The organism is Acetobacter pasteurianus (genome assembly GCF_009914215.2).
Classification (GTDB): Bacteria; Pseudomonadota; Alphaproteobacteria; order Acetobacterales; family Acetobacteraceae; genus Acetobacter; species Acetobacter pasteurianus.
The window spans coordinates 942,089-959,499 of record NZ_CP039846.2; the positions used below are offsets into that span (position 1 = coordinate 942,089).

General features: G+C 55.1%; 18 protein-coding genes, 1 other RNA gene and 1 pseudogene. 13 read left to right on the forward strand and 7 right to left on the reverse strand.

The annotated features are described in order from the left end of the window. Nucleotides 1-86 precede the first annotated feature (86 nt). Together FCN51_RS17840 and FCN51_RS17845 are read left to right on the forward strand one after the other, a co-directional pair. Entirely contained in the window at nt 87-1,004 is a 918-nt protein-coding gene (locus tag FCN51_RS17840; protein ID WP_003623830.1) for a polyphosphate kinase 2 family protein, read from the forward strand. A gap of 6 nt (nt 1,005-1,010) precedes the next feature. Continuing rightward, nucleotides 1,011-1,514: a DUF3465 domain-containing protein gene (locus FCN51_RS17845; protein ID WP_160256506.1), complete on the forward strand. Its 504-nt coding sequence runs from the start codon at nt 1,011-1,013 to the stop codon at nt 1,512-1,514. A gap of 90 nt (nt 1,515-1,604) precedes the next feature. Here the strand turns inward: FCN51_RS17845 and clpA are convergent, their stop codons facing one another. Continuing rightward, entirely contained in the window at nt 1,605-3,950 is a 2,346-nt protein-coding gene (gene clpA, locus FCN51_RS17850) for an ATP-dependent Clp protease ATP-binding subunit ClpA (RefSeq protein ID WP_003623836.1), read from the reverse strand. A gap of 166 nt (nt 3,951-4,116) precedes the next feature. Next, a complete protein-coding gene (clpS, locus tag FCN51_RS17855; protein ID WP_003623838.1) occupies nt 4,117-4,494 on the reverse strand; it encodes an ATP-dependent Clp protease adapter ClpS in 378 nt (125 codons plus the stop codon). Between the two features lie 314 nt (nt 4,495-4,808). Here clpS and FCN51_RS17860 point away from each other — a divergent pair, with 314 nt between their 5' ends. From FCN51_RS17860 to ggt, 3 genes are all read left to right on the forward strand, one after another. After that, the gene (locus FCN51_RS17860; protein ID WP_003629714.1) at nt 4,809-5,957 is read left to right on the forward strand and encodes a D-alanyl-D-alanine carboxypeptidase family protein; all 1,149 of its coding nucleotides are present in this window, start codon (nt 4,809-4,811) and stop codon (nt 5,955-5,957) included. A gap of 125 nt (nt 5,958-6,082) precedes the next feature. Beyond that, nucleotides 6,083-6,883, forward strand: a complete 801-nt coding sequence (gene map, locus FCN51_RS17865) for a type I methionyl aminopeptidase (RefSeq protein ID WP_003623842.1) — start codon at nt 6,083-6,085, stop codon at nt 6,881-6,883. 6 nt (nt 6,884-6,889) lie between these two features. Then, nucleotides 6,890-8,710: a gamma-glutamyltransferase gene (gene ggt, locus FCN51_RS17870; protein WP_160256507.1), complete on the forward strand. Its 1,821-nt coding sequence runs from the start codon at nt 6,890-6,892 to the stop codon at nt 8,708-8,710. Nucleotides 8,711-8,712: 2 nt separating this feature from the next. On the opposite strand, the gene FCN51_RS17875 is transcribed toward ggt, so the two are convergent. Further along, the gene (locus FCN51_RS17875; RefSeq protein ID WP_160256508.1) at nt 8,713-9,762 is read right to left on the reverse strand and encodes a lysine-2,3-aminomutase-like protein; all 1,050 of its coding nucleotides are present in this window, start codon (nt 9,760-9,762) and stop codon (nt 8,713-8,715) included. 20 nt (nt 9,763-9,782) lie between these two features. Here FCN51_RS17875 and epmA point away from each other — a divergent pair, with 20 nt between their 5' ends. The 3 genes from epmA (at nt 9,783) to FCN51_RS17890 (ending at nt 12,358) form a co-directional block, all read left to right on the forward strand. Then, entirely contained in the window at nt 9,783-10,808 is a 1,026-nt protein-coding gene (gene epmA / locus FCN51_RS17880) for an EF-P lysine aminoacylase EpmA (protein WP_160256509.1), read from the forward strand. 91 nt (nt 10,809-10,899) lie between these two features. Next, nucleotides 10,900-11,310, forward strand: a complete 411-nt coding sequence (locus FCN51_RS17885; protein WP_006116827.1) for a hypothetical protein — start codon at nt 10,900-10,902, stop codon at nt 11,308-11,310. A gap of 52 nt (nt 11,311-11,362) precedes the next feature. Continuing rightward, nucleotides 11,363-12,358: a fasciclin domain-containing protein gene (locus FCN51_RS17890; RefSeq protein WP_160256510.1), complete on the forward strand. Its 996-nt coding sequence runs from the start codon at nt 11,363-11,365 to the stop codon at nt 12,356-12,358. Nucleotides 12,359-12,460: 102 nt separating this feature from the next. On the opposite strand, the gene FCN51_RS17895 is transcribed toward FCN51_RS17890, so the two are convergent. From FCN51_RS17895 to FCN51_RS17910, 4 genes are all read right to left on the reverse strand, one after another. After that, entirely contained in the window at nt 12,461-12,886 is a 426-nt protein-coding gene (locus FCN51_RS17895) for a DUF2501 domain-containing protein (RefSeq protein WP_174714285.1), read from the reverse strand. Between the two features lie 161 nt (nt 12,887-13,047). Further along, nucleotides 13,048-13,620, reverse strand: a complete 573-nt coding sequence (locus tag FCN51_RS17900; RefSeq protein ID WP_160256511.1) for a thiamine phosphate synthase — start codon at nt 13,618-13,620, stop codon at nt 13,048-13,050. A 44-nt stretch (nt 13,621-13,664) separates the two neighbouring features. Next, a complete protein-coding gene (locus tag FCN51_RS17905; RefSeq protein ID WP_003624754.1) occupies nt 13,665-14,579 on the reverse strand; it encodes a class I fructose-bisphosphate aldolase in 915 nt (304 codons plus the stop codon). Beyond that, a complete protein-coding gene (locus FCN51_RS17910; protein WP_160256512.1) occupies nt 14,576-15,106 on the reverse strand; it encodes a hypothetical protein in 531 nt (176 codons plus the stop codon). Before FCN51_RS17910 ends, FCN51_RS17905 begins: the two co-directional genes overlap by 4 nt. A gap of 55 nt (nt 15,107-15,161) precedes the next feature. Here FCN51_RS17910 and FCN51_RS17915 point away from each other — a divergent pair, with 55 nt between their 5' ends. The 5 genes and pseudogenes from FCN51_RS17915 to FCN51_RS17935 all read left to right on the forward strand — a co-directional run bounded on the left by FCN51_RS17915 (nt 15,162) and on the right by FCN51_RS17935 (nt 17,388). Continuing rightward, nucleotides 15,162-15,464: a hypothetical protein gene (locus FCN51_RS17915; protein WP_003630953.1), complete on the forward strand. Its 303-nt coding sequence runs from the start codon at nt 15,162-15,164 to the stop codon at nt 15,462-15,464. A gap of 6 nt (nt 15,465-15,470) precedes the next feature. Then, nucleotides 15,471-15,797 (forward strand): annotated as a pseudogene (locus FCN51_RS17920) (cell division protein ZapA); the annotation flags it as partial. A gap of 21 nt (nt 15,798-15,818) precedes the next feature. Further along, a non-coding RNA gene (ssrS, locus tag FCN51_RS17925) (6S RNA) lies at nt 15,819-15,974 on the forward strand. Further along, nucleotides 15,961-16,548: a 5-formyltetrahydrofolate cyclo-ligase gene (locus tag FCN51_RS17930; RefSeq protein ID WP_160256513.1), complete on the forward strand. Its 588-nt coding sequence runs from the start codon at nt 15,961-15,963 to the stop codon at nt 16,546-16,548. The genes ssrS and FCN51_RS17930 overlap by 14 nt, the downstream gene beginning before the upstream one ends. 24 nt (nt 16,549-16,572) lie before the next feature. Next, nucleotides 16,573-17,388, forward strand: coding sequence for a TIGR00282 family metallophosphoesterase (locus FCN51_RS17935; protein WP_003624765.1), 816 nt, complete (start codon nt 16,573-16,575; stop codon nt 17,386-17,388). Nucleotides 17,389-17,411: the final 23 nt, after the last annotated feature.

The window sequence follows — 17,411 nt, forward strand, 5'->3', positions numbered from 1 at the left end:
TTTGACAAGATTGAACCTGCCTTTATGACTGACATATGCCCCGCCGCAATCTGTGAAGGGCAAATATTTTGTAAGGCAATTATAGCATGAATACCCTTTCGCGCTTTCTGGATGCGCTAGACAGCTATCATGTTACGGATGGCAGCAAGTTTAAACTAAGCGCGCATAATCCGAATGATGACGGCAATCTGGGCCTGACAAAAGCAGATGGAAAACTTCTGCTGCGCAAAGTCAAAAGCCTTTTGCAAATATTGCAAGAACTTCTCTACGCCAACCAGACCCACTCTCTGCTGATCATTTTGCAAGGTATGGATGCTGCGGGTAAAGATGGCACTATCAAGCATGTAATGTCTGGCGTGAACCCCCAAGGGGTTTCCGTAACGTCTTTCAAACAACCCGGCCCGACTGAACTGCAACACGGCTTTTTATGGCGTATCCATACCGCCGCACCGCAGGCAGGGCGTATCGTTATTTTTAACCGCAGCCAGTATGAAGATGTGCTGGTAACCCGCGTGCATCCAGAATTGCTCCAGAACGCTCATCTGACGGGGGAAGTGAACACCCCTGAATTCTGGCAAGGCCGCTTTAGCGATATCCGCCATCTGGAACACTATTTTAGCCGCCAAGGCACTGTGGTGCTTAAGTTTTTCCTGAACATCTCGCCCGAAGAACAGCGGAAACGCCTGTTGGCCCGGCTGGATATTCCAGAAAAGCGCTGGAAATTCTCACCTTCCGATTTGAAAGAGCGTGAATTCTGGAAGGAATACGCCACAGCTTATCAGGATGCCATTGCCGAAACAGCGCGCCCATATGCACCGTGGATTATCGTGCCTTCCAACCACAAATGGTATGCGCGCCTTGTGGTAATTGGCACCATTATTCGCGCTCTTAGAAACCTGCATCAGGTTACACCCAAGCCCGCGCCAGAAGTTGAACACTTTCTGGATGAATACCGCGCCCATCTTCTGGCTGAAAAAGGCCAGATCCCCACTCCACAGAACTGAACCTGAATGATGTCTTCACGTTTTCCCGCACTTATGCTGGCAGGCCTTACGGGTCTGGTAGCCTCTTGCCTTTCCTCCCCAGCACAAGCCCGATGGGGCTGGAAGCAGGAAGCTCCTTCTGCCTCCTCCATGCCTGCAACCTGCAATAATCAGGATTTCCTGAACAAACAGCAGGATTATGAAAACGGCGGTGCCAAAGGGGATACACCCGTCCATATCTGCGGCACCGTGCGCGCAGTCAGCGCCAAGGCGCGCCATACACGCAGCGGGTGGCATGGATATTTTTATGTAACCGTTGCCCCCAACATTTCCATCCGCATTGTGACCAATCTGGATGAAATGCACACACCCTCATGGCCGTGGGTCAATAAGGGAGACCAGGTGGAAGTGGTGGGGCGTTATTATTACGATTCCTACCGCAAACAGGGCATTGACTGGACACACCGTGGCACTGGCAAATCCTGGCCAATTCCAGGTTCTGTTACGGTTAACGGCACCAAGTACGACTGATCTTTTTCAGTTCCACGCAGCACATACAAACAGGGCCGCCAGATATTTTCTGGCGGCCCTGCTGTTATTTACGCACGTGGCAGACATTCATCAGCCCGTTGCTTCTTCCTCATGCTCACTGCCGTGGGTGTCTTCCCCATTGTTGGATGAGCTATTGCTTTCAACAATATCAAACGCCAGTTCACCGTTCTTCAGGCCAATTTTAACGGCTCCACCCTTTGCCAGCTTGCCAAACAGCAGTTCTTCGGCCAGCGGCTTCTTGATGGATTCCTGAATAACGCGCCCCAGAGGCCGTGCGCCATACAGCCTGTCATACCCGCGCTCTGCCAGCCATTCCTTGGCTGCGGAAGACAGTTCGATGGTTACGTTGCGGTCTGCAAGCTGTGCTTCCAACTGGAGCACAAACTTTTCAACCACCTGCCCCACAATTTCAGGCGAGAGGTGTGCAAACGGAATAATGGCATCCAGACGGTTGCGGAATTCTGGCGTAAACAGGCGTTTGATGGCCTCTTCATCCTCACCTTCACGCACCTGACGACCAAAGCCCACGGCTTCCTTGCTCATATCCGACGCACCGGCATTGGTGGTCATGATCAGGATAACGTTGCGGAAATCGACCGTCTTGCCGTTATGGTCTGTCAGCTTTCCGTTATCCATCACCTGCAACAGCACGTTGTACAGATCTGGATGTGCCTTTTCGATTTCATCCAGAAGCAGCACAGCGTGTGGGTGCTGATCAATGGCATCCGTTAGCAAACCTCCCTGATCGAACCCAACATACCCCGGAGGCGCACCCAACAGACGAGAGATGGAATGCCGCTCCATGTATTCGGACATATCGAAGCGAACCAGCTCAATCCCCAGCGCCGTTGCAAGCTGACGGGCTACTTCTGTTTTACCAACCCCTGTGGGGCCAGAGAACAGATAGTTGCCAATCGGCTTTTCTGCATCCCGCAGGCCAGCACGCGCCAGCTTGATGGCCGCAGACAAGGCATCAATGGCCTGATCCTGCCCGAACACCATCCCTTTCAGGTCACGTTCCAGAGAACGCAGCACTTCCTTATCATCCGCAGAGATGCTTTTGGGTGGGATGCGGGCAATACGCGCGATAATGTCTTCCACATCCTTCAGGTTCACCGTCTTACGGCGGCGGCCTTCTGGCTGGAGCATGCGGGAAGCACCTACCTCATCAATCACGTCAATCGCCTTATCAGGCAGCTTGCGATCATGAATGTATTTGGCAGACAGTTCCACTGCCGCACGAATGGCTTCTTCCGTGTAACGCACCTTGTGGTGTTTTTCGTAGCTGCCTTTCAGGCCGCGCAGAATTTTCACCGCATCATCAATGGTGGGTTCTGGCACATCAATTTTCTGGAAGCGCCGCACAAGTGCACGGTCTTTTTCGAAGTGCTGCCGGAATTCCTTATACGTTGTGGACCCAATGCAGCGCAGAGTGCCTGCCGCCAATGCAGGTTTAAGCAGGTTGGAGGCGTCCATCGCGCCGCCTGATGTTGCCCCAGCACCAATAACGGTGTGGATTTCATCAATAAACAAGATGGCGTGCGGGTCCTGATCCAGCTCTGTCACCACAGCTTTCAGGCGTTCTTCAAAATCACCGCGGTAGCGTGTGCCTGCCAGCAATGCGCCCATATCCAACGAATAGATGGTGGATTTCAGCAGCACTTCTGGCACGTTACCTTCCACAATGCGGCGAGCAAGCCCTTCCGCAATGGCGGTTTTGCCTACACCCGGATCCCCCACATAAAGTGGGTTGTTCTTGGTGCGGCGGCACAGAATCTGAATGGTACGCTCAATTTCCGTATCGCGTCCGATAAGCGGATCTACCTTACCGGCAATCGCCTTATCGTTCAGATTGACGCAATAGGTAGACAGCGCATCCTGATTGCCCTTCTGGCTCTTGCTTTCTGTCCGTTCGGGTTCTTCCCCGCCCTTTTCTGCATTGGATTCCGTGCCCGCAACCGGGCGGCGCGTGGAACGATCCGGCGCTTTGGCAATACCGTGAGACAGAAAGTTAACAGCATCCAGCCGCGTCATATCCTGCAACTGCAGGAAATACACTGCATGGCTTTCCCGTTCGGCAAACAGGGCCACAAGCACGTTTGCGCCTGTTACCTCATCCCGCCCGGTTGATTGCACATGAATAGCCGCCCGCTGAATAACGCGCTGAAACGCGGCGGTAGGTTTTGGTTCTGTTGGCCGATCAGATGCCAGCCCGGCCAAATCCTTATCCAGAAAACCTGTCAGATCCGTGCGCAGGCGGTCCAGATCCACCCCGCACGCCCGGAACACCGTAACGGCGTCCGCATCATCAACCAGGGCAAGAAGCAGATGCTCAAGCGTGGCGTATTCATGATGCCGTTCACCGGCCAGAATGAGCGCCCGATGTAGAGTCTGTTCGAGATTGCGTGACAACATGACGAGACGCTCCTTTCCCCAGACATTGCAGGCACGGTAGCAACGCTACCCACCATACCCGCAGCCCTTGTTATCATATTTGGCTGCTTCTTCAGGAAATGCGAGTCTTATTCCGCGTAAAAAACGCGTATCATGCCGTTTTTTGGCAATAACGTTGCAGAAGTGATCAGTCTTTTTCGATCGTGCACTGTAATGGGTGCTGGTTTTGCCGCGCCAGATCCATAACTTGCGCCACCTTGGTTTCCGCTACTTCATAAGTGAACACACCGCACACCCCAACACCACGCCGATGCACATTCAGCATGATGTCTGTGGCCTCTTCCCGATTCTTCTGAAAAAAGCGTTCGAGCACGTACACCACAAATTCCATTGGGGTGTAATCATCATTCAGCATCAGCACTTTGTACATGGCCGGCTTGCGGGTTTTGGGCTTGGCCCGCACCACCACGCCAATATCAGCGCCATCATCTGAAGAATCCGTGCCTCCGCCACGGCGCAAAGGCCCATTACCCGTATGCAGAACAGGATCGCGATGCAGAACCATTATGGGCAAACTCCGGCAGCAGGTCAGACAAAATCATGAGGCTGTATCTTCCACCATATTGGTTACGGCAACCCCATATGGAAGAGGACATACCACGCCATACCTTTATAACGTGCCTATGCTCTGTGCACTGCCATATTTGTGCCACATAGGCAGAACACACGAAAACAGACACACTACCACGCCGCTAAAACTGAAACCCTGATTCGGATTTTTCCAGATTTATGCAGTCGTGGGCTTGCGATCTTAAGCGGCAGACGGAATAGTAACCCTGCAGGAAGCAGGTGGGGGTGGCAGTGGCAGACAGGACAGTAATGCGGCACGCAACAACGGCAGAAAACAATAAACTGCCCAAGCTGAAACGTAAAAAAACGCCATCTTTGCGCAAATGGATTGGCCTGCTGGCAGGATTAGCCGTTGGCACCACCGCCACTTATGGCAAAGCGCATGCACAATATGCGGGGCAGTTAAGCTCCATTGTGGTAGATGCACGCACAGGCGCTGTTCTTTCGCAAGATGATCCAGACCTCCGCCGCTACCCGGCCAGCCTGACAAAGCTGATGACCCTGTATATGACATTCAACGCCCTGCGCGCTGGTGCCATCTCACTGGATCAGGCTGTGCCCGTTTCCATCCATGCCTCTACTATGGAACCTTCCAAACTCGGATTGGTTCCCGGCTCGCATCTTACGGTTGAACAGGCGATTCTGGCTCTTGTTACAAAATCCGCCAACGATGCCGCCTGCGCATTGGGTGAATTGATTGGTGGCGGCAGCGAACCCCAGTTTGCCGCAATGATGACGCAGCAGGCCCATTACCTGGGCATGAGCAACACCACCTTCCGCAACGCCTCTGGCCTGCCTGACCCGGACCAGATGACAACAGCGCGCGACCTGTCCACCCTGGGCCGCCGTCTGATTTCTGATTTCCCAGAATATTACCACTACTTTTCAACACCGTATTTCAGCTTCCACCGCCGTATCATTCCCAACCACAACCCCATGTTGAAAGTGTATGCAGGGGCAGATGGCATGAAAACCGGCTACACACAGGAAGCCGGGCGTAACCTTGTTACCTCCGCCATTCGCGATAACGTGCGGCTTGTGGGCGTGGTTATGGGGGCTTCCAGCAATACCCAGCGTTCACTGGTTATGGCCAATCAGCTAGACCGCGGGTTTGATGCAGAAGGTGTAGCCCCTGTTGCACGGCCCCTTATGCTGGCCCGTGCCCAAATTGGCACACGCACAGCCCGCAACCATCATGCACTTATCATGGCGGCATCTGCCCACCGCCGTGTGGTGGAAGTGGCCTCAGCCCCTGCGGCACGCCGTGGCCGACACGTTCTGGCCATGCCAGTTTCTGGCGGCCACCATGTGCGGCTGATTGGTGCCAAGGTGCGGCCTGCAACGGCAACTTCTTCCAGAAGTGCAACCAAACACCGCACAGCACATAACCATACCTGAGTTTTTTCTGCCGATTCTTCCGGCTTAGGCAATCCGCAACGGCATAAGCGGGTTGCCTTTACTGCTTGCTAGTTCCATCTTGCGGCTGACTCGTTTAACGCCTGCAAAATTTAGGGAGCAGCATTATGGCCGGCAGAGGCGGAATTATTCTGCATACTGAAGAAGATTTTAAAATGTTGCGTGCTGCCGGCCGTCTGGCAGCTTCTACGCTGGATATGATTACCCCTTACGTCAAACCCGGCGTGACCACTGGGGAACTTGATCGTATTATTCATGAATACACGCTGGCGCATGGCGCCGTGCCTGGCCCGCTGAATTATCGCGGTTACCCCAAATCCTGCTGTATTTCCGTTAACCATGTTGTGTGCCATGGCATTCCCGGTGATCGCGTTCTGCAGGAAGGGGATATCGTGAATATTGATGTCACCCCCAAGCTGAACGGCTGGTTTGGTGATAGCAGCCGCATGTACACAGTGGGCAAGGTTGCTATCAAAGCAGCCAAGCTGATTACGGCAACCTATGAAAGCATGATGCGCGGGATTGAAGCCGTACGCCCCGGTGCCACGCTGGGTGATATTGGTTACGCCATCCAGAGCTATGCAGAAAAACATCGTTATTCGATTGTGGAAGACTTCTGCGGCCACGGCATCGGCCAGACCTTTCATACCGAGCCCAACATCCTGCACTATGGCCGCCCCGGTGAAGGCATGAAGCTGAAGGCAGGTATGGTATTTACCATTGAGCCCATGCTGAACATTGGCAAAGCCGATGTGAAAATTCTGGAAGATGGGTGGACAGCTGTAACGCGAGATCGCTCCCTTTCCGCCCAGTTTGAGCACATGCTGGCTGTAACCGAAAAAGGTTATGAAATTTTCACGCTTTCTCCTGCTGGCTATACCTGCCCACCCTACCCTGTAAAAGGATAAGCCCCCATGCCTGCTCCCATACAGCGTTTCTCCCTCCCCTCCCGTTTGGTGGCGATGGCAGTGCTTTGTATGGGAGTGGGGGCTACTACCGTACAGCCGCTATGGGCAGCGGCACCTGTGGCATCTGCGCCAGACCCACTGGCATTCAGCACAACGCAGCCTGATCAGTTACCCCCTTTAGCTCCCATACGTGGGGTGCATGGCATGGCCGTTTCTGCCCAACGCCTTGCATCTGAAGCCGGAGCACACATTCTAGCCCAAGGCGGCAATGCAGCAGATGCCGCCGTGGCTATGGGGTATGCATTGGCTGTTGTTTACCCTGCGGCAGGTAACTTGGGCGGAGGCGGCTTTATGCTGCTGCGCCCACCGGGCAAACAGCAAAGTGTTTTTCTGGATTTTAGGGAAAAAGCCCCCGCTGCGGCCACCCCCACCATGTTTTTGGATGAGCACGGCAATGTGCTGCCCGATCAGTCCGTCATCGGGTGGAAGGCTGTTGCCATTCCCGGCACTGTTGCTGGTCTGGAGGAAGTTCATAAACGCTGGGGCAAATTGCCGCGTCAGGCTGTGCTAGCCCCGGCCATTCGGCTGGCGCGTGAAGGCTTTGTGCTAGAAACGGGAGATGTAGCCTTACTGAACACCTCGACCGAGGCTTTTCGTAAAGACCCCTATGCACGGGCTATTTTCCTGCGCCCCGATGGCTCTCCCCTACAGGTGGGAGACAAACTGGTGCAAAAAGACCTTGCCCGCTCATTGGAACAGATTGCCCGCCACGGGGCAGATGCGTTTTACAAAGGCCCCATTGCCCATGCCATTGTAGATGCCTCTCGCAAGAATGGTGGCATCCTTACCCTTGCAGATTTTGCACATTACGCACCGCGCGAGCTGCCTCCGCTAACGTGCCATTATCGCGGGCTGGAAGTGGAAACCGCACCACCCCCAAGTGCCGGTGGTGTTGCCCTGTGTGAAATGCTGAACATTCTGGGTGGCTACAATATGCAAACCCTTGGTTTGCACACAGCCCCAGCTTTGCAGCGTGAAATAGAAGCCATGCGCCACGCTTATTCTGATAGGCGTGATTTGGGTGATCCGGCTTTTGTGCCCAACCCCAGCCAGCATTTGCTAGACACAACTTACGCAGCCGAAATACGGGCGCATATTCCCACAGATCATGCTGTGCCTTCTACATCCCTGAAAGCCGGGGATTCCTCTGCCGAAAAACCTGAAACCACACAGTTTTCTGTAATGGACAAAAATGGCTTTGCCATTTCCACTACATACACACTGAACGGATGGTTTGGCGCCAAGGTGATTGGTGGCAATACCGGCATTTTCATGAATGATGAGATGGATGATTTTTCCATCAAACCCGGCGCGCCCAATATGTTTGGTATTCCCGGCAGCACAGCCAACGCCATTGCTCCGGGTAAAACGCCACTTTCTTCCATGACGCCCACCATTCTCTCCCGTAATGGCAAGCCCGTTATGGTGATAGGCAGCCCCGGTGGCTCGCGCATTCCCACCATTGTGCTGTCTGTTATTCTGGGTGTTGTGGATTACGGATTGGATATCCAGCAGGCTATTGATCTGCCGCGCCTACATGAACAGTGGATGCCCGATGCAGTGGAAATAGAATCCGGCGCGGTCTCTTCATCTGTAGAACACACGCTGGAGCATGAGGGCTACCATTTTGCCCCTCATGCACCGTGGGGCATACCAGAGGGTATTCTTGCCGGCAGCCCACGCTTAACAGACCAGACCACAGGTGCCCCGCCGTATTTTGGCGGGTATGACAGACGCCACCCCGGCGGTGCCGCTATAGGCGAATAAGCCTATAGCCTGTCCAACTTGTGGGTGGTTCCCTTAGGGTCTTTCACTTGCTTGGGGCCTTGCACATATTCAGGCCCCAACGGCACCTTGCCGTAACCCCCGGGAATATCCAGCACATAGAGCGGCCACGCCAAACCGGTTACGCGCCCGCGCAACCCTGCAAGCAGGCGCTGCCCTTCTTCTACCGGCACATGAAAATGCGCTGTACCGGGGGCTGGGTCCAACTGGTGCAGGTAATATGGGCGCATGCGGGTTTCCACCATAGCGCGGAACAGGTCTTCCAGCGCCTGCTCGCTATCATTCACACCACGCAGCAGAACAGATTGCCCCAGTAGCGGAATACCCCTGCGCACAATGCGCTTAAGGCATGCCCGCGCGGGCTCGGACATTTCCCGCGCGTGGTTGATGTGTACAGCCATCCACATTGCTTTGTCTGTTTCCAGCGCATCCAACAGGGCATCTGTTACCCGCTCCGGATCTGCTACAGGCACACGGCTATGTACACGAATAGTCGTGACGTGCGGCATGGCCGAAAGCGCTGCCACAATATGCCCAAGTCGACGCGGAGAAAGCATCAGCGGATCTCCGCCTGTCAGAATCACTTCGCGAATCTGTTCATGCGTGCGCAGCCACTCCAGCGCCTGTTCCAGTGCTGCATCATCCAACACACCGCCATCTGGCCCCACATGCTCGCGCCTAAAGCAGAATCGGCAATAAAGCGGGCAGATCAGCAAAGGCTTTAACAACGCCCGATCTGCATAACGGTGCACAATGCCGGGCACGGGTGAAAGCGCGTTATCCCCAATAGGGTCAGAGCGTTCCTCTGGCGCAATCTCCAATTCCTGGGCGGAGGGCACAACCTGTACGCCTATCGGATCATCCGGCGTGGTGATTAAATCCAGAAAAGCCGGTGGAATGGCTGTGGCATAATGCTGGGCAACATCATCCAGCATCTCATGCTGTTTGGGGGGCACCAAACCGGCTGCTATCAGATCATCCGGGGTGCGCAATGTTTTGCGCCGTGAAAAAGAGGGCTTGACCGGGAAAGACATGTCACGCCTCTACTCCTCTCATGTCAGACTCTGCAACTGTTCAGCCTGATCCGGGTATGAAAGACCCAGATCATATTCTTGACCGGCTTCCTTTTCTGCTGCGCCGTAATCTGGTTTTACGCGGAGCCCGCGCCTTTCTGGAAGCGCGTGGTTGTGTGGAAGTGGAAACGCCTTACGCCGTGCCTACACCGGGGGAGGAGGTACATCTTCAACCCTTCCATACGGTACAAGAAGCACCTGATGGCGTGCAACAAAACCTGTTCCTGCACACCAGCCCGGAATTTGCCATGAAGCGTATTGTGGCGGCCACCGGGCTCCCTGTTTTTCAGTTTGCGCGTGTCTGGCGAAATGGCGAGGACAGTCACCTGCACGCCCCAGAATTTACCATGCTGGAATGGTACCAACCCAACATGACACTGGAAGGGCTGATGGATGAAACCGAGGCCCTTTTACAAGCCGTATTGCCGCCGATTCTCCACCATTCTGGCCATAGCCTGAACATATCCGGCCCGTTTGAGCGGCTGACCATGCAAGAAGCCTTCCATCGCCATGCCGGTGTCGACCTTCTGCCTACAGAAGGGAATGCACAGGCATTGGCAAACGCGGCAGGCAGCACATTGCGTGAGGGCGAAACGTGGGAGGACCTGTTCTTCCGCCTGCTAATGGAGCGCATAGAACCAGCCATTGGCCGCACGCGCCCTACGTTTCTTACCCATTGGCCAGCCAGCCAAGCCGCCTTGGCGCGCAAAAGCCCGCAAGACCCACGTGTGGCCCTACGGTTTGAGCTTTATGCTGCGGGCATGGAGTTGGCGAACGCTTTTGAAGAACTGACAGACGCCACAGAGCAACGCCTCCGTTTTGAGGCCGACCGCCACCAGCGCAAAACCCTCTACCCCAACCGCCCAGATTGGCCGGTGGATGAAAAACTGCTCAGCGCCCTGCCCCATATGCCCACCTGCTCTGGCATTGCGCTGGGATTTGATAGGTTGGTTATGCTGGCTTGCGGCACAACACGTATACAGAACGTCTTGTGGATAAACGGTTAGTCTGCAACATTTGGCGCAACCATAATATGTTGTTCAACATTTATCCGTATGATGCCCGGTTACAAAACTGCCGGCGGGAGCCAGAGCTGCCATGATGCATAAAAGATTTATCCTGCTGCTGGGCGCTCTGGCCCTAACGGGTTGCCAGGTACCCAGCAAAAAGGAACGGCGCCAGCTTGATTCCATGATCGGCAAACAAACAACCGATGTGGTGCGTACATTTGGCGTGCCAACGCGGCAGTTTGTTTCTGGCAACCATACCTTTCTGGCCTATATCAACCAGCAAACCGACTACACCATGCCCATGAGCGGTTGGGGATGGGACGGCGGCTGGGGTGGCTGGGGCGGATACGGCCCCGGCTGGGGCATGGGCGGCTGGGATGGTGGATGGGGCGGCATGGGTGGTGGCATGGGCACAGCCTATACCTACACCTGCCAGACCACGTTTGAGCTGGTAAACGGTATTGTAACAGCCTGGACAATGCGAGGAGACGGGTGCTGAGTATGCCCGGTGCGGTCTTCTACTTCATGAAGCCAGCCTTTCTTTTAGCGGCATGATCTTTTGGGAGACATCCATGCACTCTAAGCGTGTTCTGTACAGAACAGCCTTTACCTCTCGTGCGCTTGCACCCGCAGCCATAGGCATTGCAGCCTTGGTGCTTGGCGGCTGTACGCAAAGCCGCGCACGGCAGGATACGTATAAAGTTGCCAATTCAACCTGTTCATACATGATGCCAACAGTTTCGGGCACACGCACGTACGTACCCACCCAACAAAGCCAGAACTTTGCTGGGGCCGAACCAAAAGGTGCCCCAGATAGCAAGATTGCCTATCCCAACCCAGAAACACCGGCTTTTTGCGACCGTCCTTTGTCAGACACGCTTCCGAGTTCTCTGGAAATGGCAGATTACACCCATTTGCTCACGGCAACAGGGCTGCTTGCCATTCTCCAGCAAGATGGACCGTTTACAGTTTTCGGTATCCCGAATTCCGCGCTGGAAACCTATGATGCCCAGACAGGCAACAAGCTGACAAGCCCGGACAATACGGCAGTTATCAAGGAAATACTGTCTTACACCATTGTAAAAGGGCGGTGGCCTCTGGCCAAAATCAAGCAGGCGGCTCTGGCCTCCCCCACCCAATCGGTCGGGTTGCCTACCCTGAATGGCCAGTTGCTTTCAGCGTGGGTGGATGGGCCGTCTGGCCAAGTGGTTATTGGCAACGGACAAGGCATGACATCCCACCTATGGGTTACGGGAATTCCGCAATCTAACGGTGTGCTTTACTTCACGCAGGATCTTGTTCTTCCACCTGTTGCGCAACAAAACGCAGCTACCAGCACATCTGCTTCTGCGGCCTCTGTAACCCCTGCAAACCCACTGCCCACAGCACAGGCACAGGCACAGGCACAGGCACAGGCACAGGCACAGGCACAGGCACAGGCACAGGCACAGGCCAGCACGGTGGCCGCACGCACGCAACCGGCTACAGCCACCTACACATCTCGCAAGGAAAACCTTACAACGCCGCCTGTTTTACAACTGCCCTGAAAACAGTTTGAGAACACAAAAAGCCCCTGCCAGTGTAAATACCGGCAGGGGCTTTTTTTATGGATGAAGCAGGCAAGGAAGCCTGCTAACACCACCGCAGAATTAGAGGGCAGACTGCGCCTTATCCAGCACCATGCTGCACAGCTTGGTTTTGAGTTCACCCTTCAGGTTTGCCAAGGAGAACATCTGGTTATTGCCAGTCTGCAGCAGGCCGCGCTGGCCGGCTTCATACGCGCTGGAAGATGTCACGCCCGGCTGCTGTGTCAGGCTACCCAGAACGGATTGTGCTGTAGAAGAGCTCTGCTGGAGCACATTGTTCTGCACACAGTAGCCAAGAATACCGGCCAGATTGCCCGTGCTGGCGGAAGAAAGGCTTGGCAGCATGCTGGATGCCATGCTTGTGCCCTGACTTGCCACACCGCTTTCAGCACCAGACAGGGCACTTTTACCGATAGAGCCCAGTCCGCCGCCAAAACCCTGTGCATGCACAGCCGGAGCAGCCACAACACCAGCAGCCATAGCCAGCATCAGGAATGTTTTTTTATTCAGCATGGAAAATATCCAGTTCTCGATAATCGTGCCGCTTCCTTCATCCGCAGATCAGTATGATCTGTTTGATCAGAAAGCACGTTCTGATACTTAGCATTGCCCGCAAACATGGCAAAAACCCGTATCAAACCCGACAAAAATCAGCCTTGCCACGCATCTGGCTGCTGCCACCACTGTTCAGATGGCATAACAAAATCTGCCCCACTGGCATTCAACGCGGTCAGATCAGCCGGGGTTTGCGCCTGCGCCACCACGGGCAGCTCCATCATCAAAGACCACCAGCGCGTAAGAGCAGAAACAGTTTCAAGAGATGCGCCATCTTCTGCGCCAAAGCAGATGTAATCTGCGCCATCTTCACCAGCACACATGGCGGCATCTCGGCTTTCCCCCACAGCCACGCCAAGCTGAAGATCCGGCCCGATAATACGCCGCACATCTTTTACAGAAGCCGCTGTATATGACGCAGAAAGGTGCACGCCATCACACCCGGTTTCCTGCGCAAGAGTGGGGGCATTTTCCAGCATCAGGGCGATATCACGCGCCTGAATAACCGGTTTAAGCAGCAATACGGTCTGGCGAGCCGCAGAAGCAGGCATATCCACCAGCCGCAGCAACACGGCTGCGGGCTGATGGTGCGCTAAACCTGCCTCAAGGACAGGTAGAAAAGCCTGCGCATCAGACACAGCAGGCGTAACAAGATAAAGATCAGACATAGCGTTCCTTATCTCATGCCCGCTGCGCAGATACTACGGCTGTTTTAGCCTTTGAAAATGGTGGTGATTTTGTCCAGCAGGGCCAGAGCTTCTGCCTTCGGACGCTGGAACACGTTACGACCGATAATGGAACCGAAGCCACCGCCATCCTGAATACCCTGAATGGTCTGCAGCAGTTCATCCGTGCTGGTATGTGCACCACCGGAGAAGATCACGATACGGCGGCCTGCAAAGCAGGACTGCACCACGTGCTGCACGCGGGCAGCCAGAGTGGCAACGTCAATCTTGTTCTGCTCATACGCTGGCTTGTTGGCATCCAGCGCCACAACTTCCGTTGGCGGCTTTACCTTGATGATGTGCGCACCCGTCAGCGCTGCCATATGTGCGGCATAGGCGCATACATCCACTGCGGTTTCAGCTTTTTTGTCCAGAACGGGGCCACGTGGGTAGCTCCATACAATAACGGCCAAGCCAGCAGCTTTGGCTTCTGCCGCCAGTTCGCGCAGTTCTTCCATCTGCTCGAAGCAGTATTCGGAACCTGGATAGATGGTGAAACCAATACCGGAGCAACCCAGACGCAGTGCATCAGACACGGTGCCCGTTACAGCCTGATCTTTTTCTGTTGCAAGGCTGTTGGAGCTATTGCACTTCAGAATCAGCGGAATTTCGCCAGCATATGTTGCTGCGCCGCATTCCAGCATACCCAGCGGTGCTGCATAGCCGCTCAGGCCAGCTTCAATAGCCAGCTCAAAGTGATAATGCGGGTCATATGCTGCCGGATTGGCTGCAAAGGAACGGGCCGGGCCATGCTCAAACCCCTGATCAACCGGCAGAATCACCAGCTTGCCCGTGCCACCCAGCTTACCTGCGTTAAGCAGACGAGCCAGATTCATCTTGGTGCCGGGATTATCGCTCTCGTACTGGTCGAGAATAGCCTTAACCTTGGGGGTAAGTGTCATGGGTAACAATCCTTTTTTTGCCTTGTGTCCGGCAGTTTATTTTCCGGATCTGAGGATTGGCAATAACCGTCGGTGAAATACCCGACAAGAGAAGACGTGTGACATAATGATGGTATAAGGTGAAATGATGGCGGCCGGGCACGCAACAACATGCCAGATTCCTGCATATAAACCGCTTTTACCGCCTTAAACTGGGCCGTAGGAGCCTGCAACACTGCGTGTTTTTGGCCCATACGTACGGCACCCAATGCATAAGCTGCGCTGCCACCGCAATCCAGCGCATGCCAAAATGCACAGCCTGCCGAATCCTCCAGCGCTGCAATAAGAGCCAACCACCAACCCGCCCCCATAAAACCAGCAGCACCCGGGGCAGACAAAAAACCAAAACGCGCGCTTGTACCGTCTATCATGCCCGCCACTTCACGCGCAGCACGACAGGCAGCCATGCCAGATTCGTATCCATCAATCGTAAACAGCCTGTCTGGCTGCAATTTTGGCAAGAAAAGTGAAGCGTTTTTGGTTAGCATGCTTGACGCCATCGCGTTTGCGGGTGATTCCTGAGCGCAGTTGACAAAAACAAGAATGCAGGATCAAGCCGTGGAGCCGTCTTTGCCCCAGACTGACGAACACGCTGGTAAACAGCACCCGGCCACACAGCCACCGGCTGGGCAAGACCCCATAGCCCGGCTGGATCGTGCCTTGCAACGCATTTCCTTTGCTGTTGAAAAAGGGCTGCAACAGCAAACCCGCACGGGCACGGAAAAACAGGAACTGGTGGCCAATGTAGATGCCCTTCTCTCCCGCGTGCGTGATGCGCTGGAGCGGGCGGATAAGCCATCCCCCCTTACCTTTTACAACCCGGCAGAACACGAACAGGGAAACTGATAGAGCATGGCACTTGTTTCGGTTCGGATTAACGGCCACAGCTATACGGTAGGGTGCGATAACGGGCAGGAACGCCACGTTCAGGCCATGGCCCAGCAGGTGGAACGCCGCGTGCAGCGCGTGCGGGACATGGGCTTTAGTGGAGATGCCCGGGTGCTGGTGCTGGCCGCCCTTTTAATGGCGGATGAGATACAGGATCTTTCTGGCAGCCGCGTGCCAGATGCCACCATACAAGCTGCAAAAGATGCCGAACGCCTGCGGGCAGAGCAGGCTTTGACAGCCAGCCGTTTGGCAGATTTGGCCGAACGTGCGGAATCTCTTGCAGCGGAGCTTGAGCGCGCCTACATAGATGAGGCGGGGCTGCCCAACGCGTGAGGCAAGTCATCCCCTGGGCCGATAAGCACTTCCTAGGGAGCTGGCTCTGTTGTGGCCCTGGTCACATTATCCGGCGCCCACCTGCACTCGCAGGTCCTGGAGGTTGAAAGACCCACGGTTCATGGTGGCTCCGCACATTTCTTCCCCACAAGGTGATCCGCCTGCTGTTGCCGCACGCAAAAAAGAATTGCGCCAGCACTGCATGGCTACGCTAAAGGCGCGTGATGAGGCGCTGGACAGCGGTATCCTCACCCATTTGCATACGCTTCTGCGCCCCCTGCTGCCTGCCGTTGTTGCTGGCGTGTGGCCTCTGCCGCATGAAGTGAACTTATGCCCGCTGTGCCACACATTAGTGGATGCAGGCGCAACCATGGTCCTGCCTGAAACACCACCACGTGGACAGCCCCTTATTTTTCGGCGCTGGACGCCCCATACCTCCATGATGCAAGGCCGGTTTGGCACAGAATTTCCAGATGGCCCGGTGCTGCAACCCGCCATCATATTGGTGCCATTGCTAGGATTTGACCGCACAGGCAACCGGCTAGGATATGGCGGCGGATATTATGATCGTACTCTGGCCGCCATGCCCGATGCCCTTAGCATTGGGTATACACCATCCTGCCAGGAATTAGACAGTCTGCCTGCTGGCCCGTATGACAGGCCACTTTCCTGTATTGTGACTGAAAAGGAGATTCTCCGTTTTGACTAACTGCAAACACAGGAAACCCTTGGCGTGAGACTCCTTTTTCTGGGTGATATTGTTGGCCGCACGGGCCGCGAAGCCGTTTTAAGCCGCCTGCCCGCCCTGCGTGAAAAACTGGCGCTGGATCTGGTTGTAGTAAATGCCGAAAACGCCAGCCACGGCTTTGGCCTTTCCCCCGCTATTGCAACATCCCTGCTGCAAGGCGGCGTAGATGTTCTTACCCTTGGCAACCATGCGTGGGACAGGCGCGATCTGATTGGGCACATTACCTCCGAACCCCGCATTGTGCGCCCACTCAACTATCCCCCCGGCACGCCCGGCCAAGGCAGTGTGGTGGTAGAATTGGCAGATGGCCGCAAAGCCCTTGTGGTCAACGTCATGGGCCGTTTGTTTATGGACCCGCTGGATGACCCATTCCGGTGCATGAATGAACTGCTGAACAAGCATCGTCTTGGCACCACCATACAAGCGGCTATTGTGGATGTGCATGCAGAAGCCACGAGCGAAAAGTGGGCTATGGGCCACATGCTGGATGGCCGCGTTTCTTTGGTAGTGGGCACGCATACGCATACCCCCACGGCAGACCACCGGATTCTGGCAGGCGGCACCGCGTTTCAGACAGATGCAGGCATGTGCGGGGATTACGACAGCGTTATTGGCATGACCAAGGAACCCGCAGTCACGCGCTTTGTGCGCAAAATGCCGGGCGAACGCCTGCAACCCGCTGAAGGCGAAGCCACAATATGCGGAATTATGGTGGAAACAGAAGATGCCACCGGCCTTGCCCGCCGTGTGGCTCCTCTGCGCCAAGGGGGCTTGCTGGCCCAGACACTGCCTGATTTTTAAATCAGGCAGCACGTTTGTGGCGC

What these genes read in the sequence shown, in the direction of transcription:
- FCN51_RS17840 (WP_003623830.1), top strand. Translation starts at nt 87, where the DNA reads ATGAATACCCTTTCGCGCTTTCTGGATGCGCTAGACAGCTATCATGTT.
- FCN51_RS17845 (WP_160256506.1), top strand. Translation starts at nt 1,011, where the DNA reads ATGATGTCTTCACGTTTTCCCGCACTTATGCTGGCAGGCCTTACGGGT.
- clpA (WP_003623836.1), bottom strand. Translation starts at nt 3,950, where the DNA reads ATGTTGTCACGCAATCTCGAACAGACTCTACATCGGGCGCTCATTCTG.
- clpS (WP_003623838.1), bottom strand. Translation starts at nt 4,494, where the DNA reads ATGGTTCTGCATCGCGATCCTGTTCTGCATACGGGTAATGGGCCTTTG.
- FCN51_RS17860 (WP_003629714.1), top strand. Translation starts at nt 4,809, where the DNA reads ATGCGGCACGCAACAACGGCAGAAAACAATAAACTGCCCAAGCTGAAA.
- map (WP_003623842.1), top strand. Translation starts at nt 6,083, where the DNA reads ATGGCCGGCAGAGGCGGAATTATTCTGCATACTGAAGAAGATTTTAAA.
- ggt (WP_160256507.1), top strand. Translation starts at nt 6,890, where the DNA reads ATGCCTGCTCCCATACAGCGTTTCTCCCTCCCCTCCCGTTTGGTGGCG.
- FCN51_RS17875 (WP_160256508.1), bottom strand. Translation starts at nt 9,762, where the DNA reads ATGTCTTTCCCGGTCAAGCCCTCTTTTTCACGGCGCAAAACATTGCGC.
- epmA (WP_160256509.1), top strand. Translation starts at nt 9,783, where the DNA reads ATGTCAGACTCTGCAACTGTTCAGCCTGATCCGGGTATGAAAGACCCA.
- FCN51_RS17885 (WP_006116827.1), top strand. Translation starts at nt 10,900, where the DNA reads ATGATGCATAAAAGATTTATCCTGCTGCTGGGCGCTCTGGCCCTAACG.
- FCN51_RS17890 (WP_160256510.1), top strand. Translation starts at nt 11,363, where the DNA reads ATGATCTTTTGGGAGACATCCATGCACTCTAAGCGTGTTCTGTACAGA.
- FCN51_RS17895 (WP_174714285.1), bottom strand. Translation starts at nt 12,886, where the DNA reads ATGCTGGCTATGGCTGCTGGTGTTGTGGCTGCTCCGGCTGTGCATGCA.
- FCN51_RS17900 (WP_160256511.1), bottom strand. Translation starts at nt 13,620, where the DNA reads ATGTCTGATCTTTATCTTGTTACGCCTGCTGTGTCTGATGCGCAGGCT.
- FCN51_RS17905 (WP_003624754.1), bottom strand. Translation starts at nt 14,579, where the DNA reads ATGACACTTACCCCCAAGGTTAAGGCTATTCTCGACCAGTACGAGAGC.
- FCN51_RS17910 (WP_160256512.1), bottom strand. Translation starts at nt 15,106, where the DNA reads ATGCTAACCAAAAACGCTTCACTTTTCTTGCCAAAATTGCAGCCAGAC.
- FCN51_RS17915 (WP_003630953.1), top strand. Translation starts at nt 15,162, where the DNA reads ATGCAGGATCAAGCCGTGGAGCCGTCTTTGCCCCAGACTGACGAACAC.
- FCN51_RS17930 (WP_160256513.1), top strand. Translation starts at nt 15,961, where the DNA reads ATGGTGGCTCCGCACATTTCTTCCCCACAAGGTGATCCGCCTGCTGTT.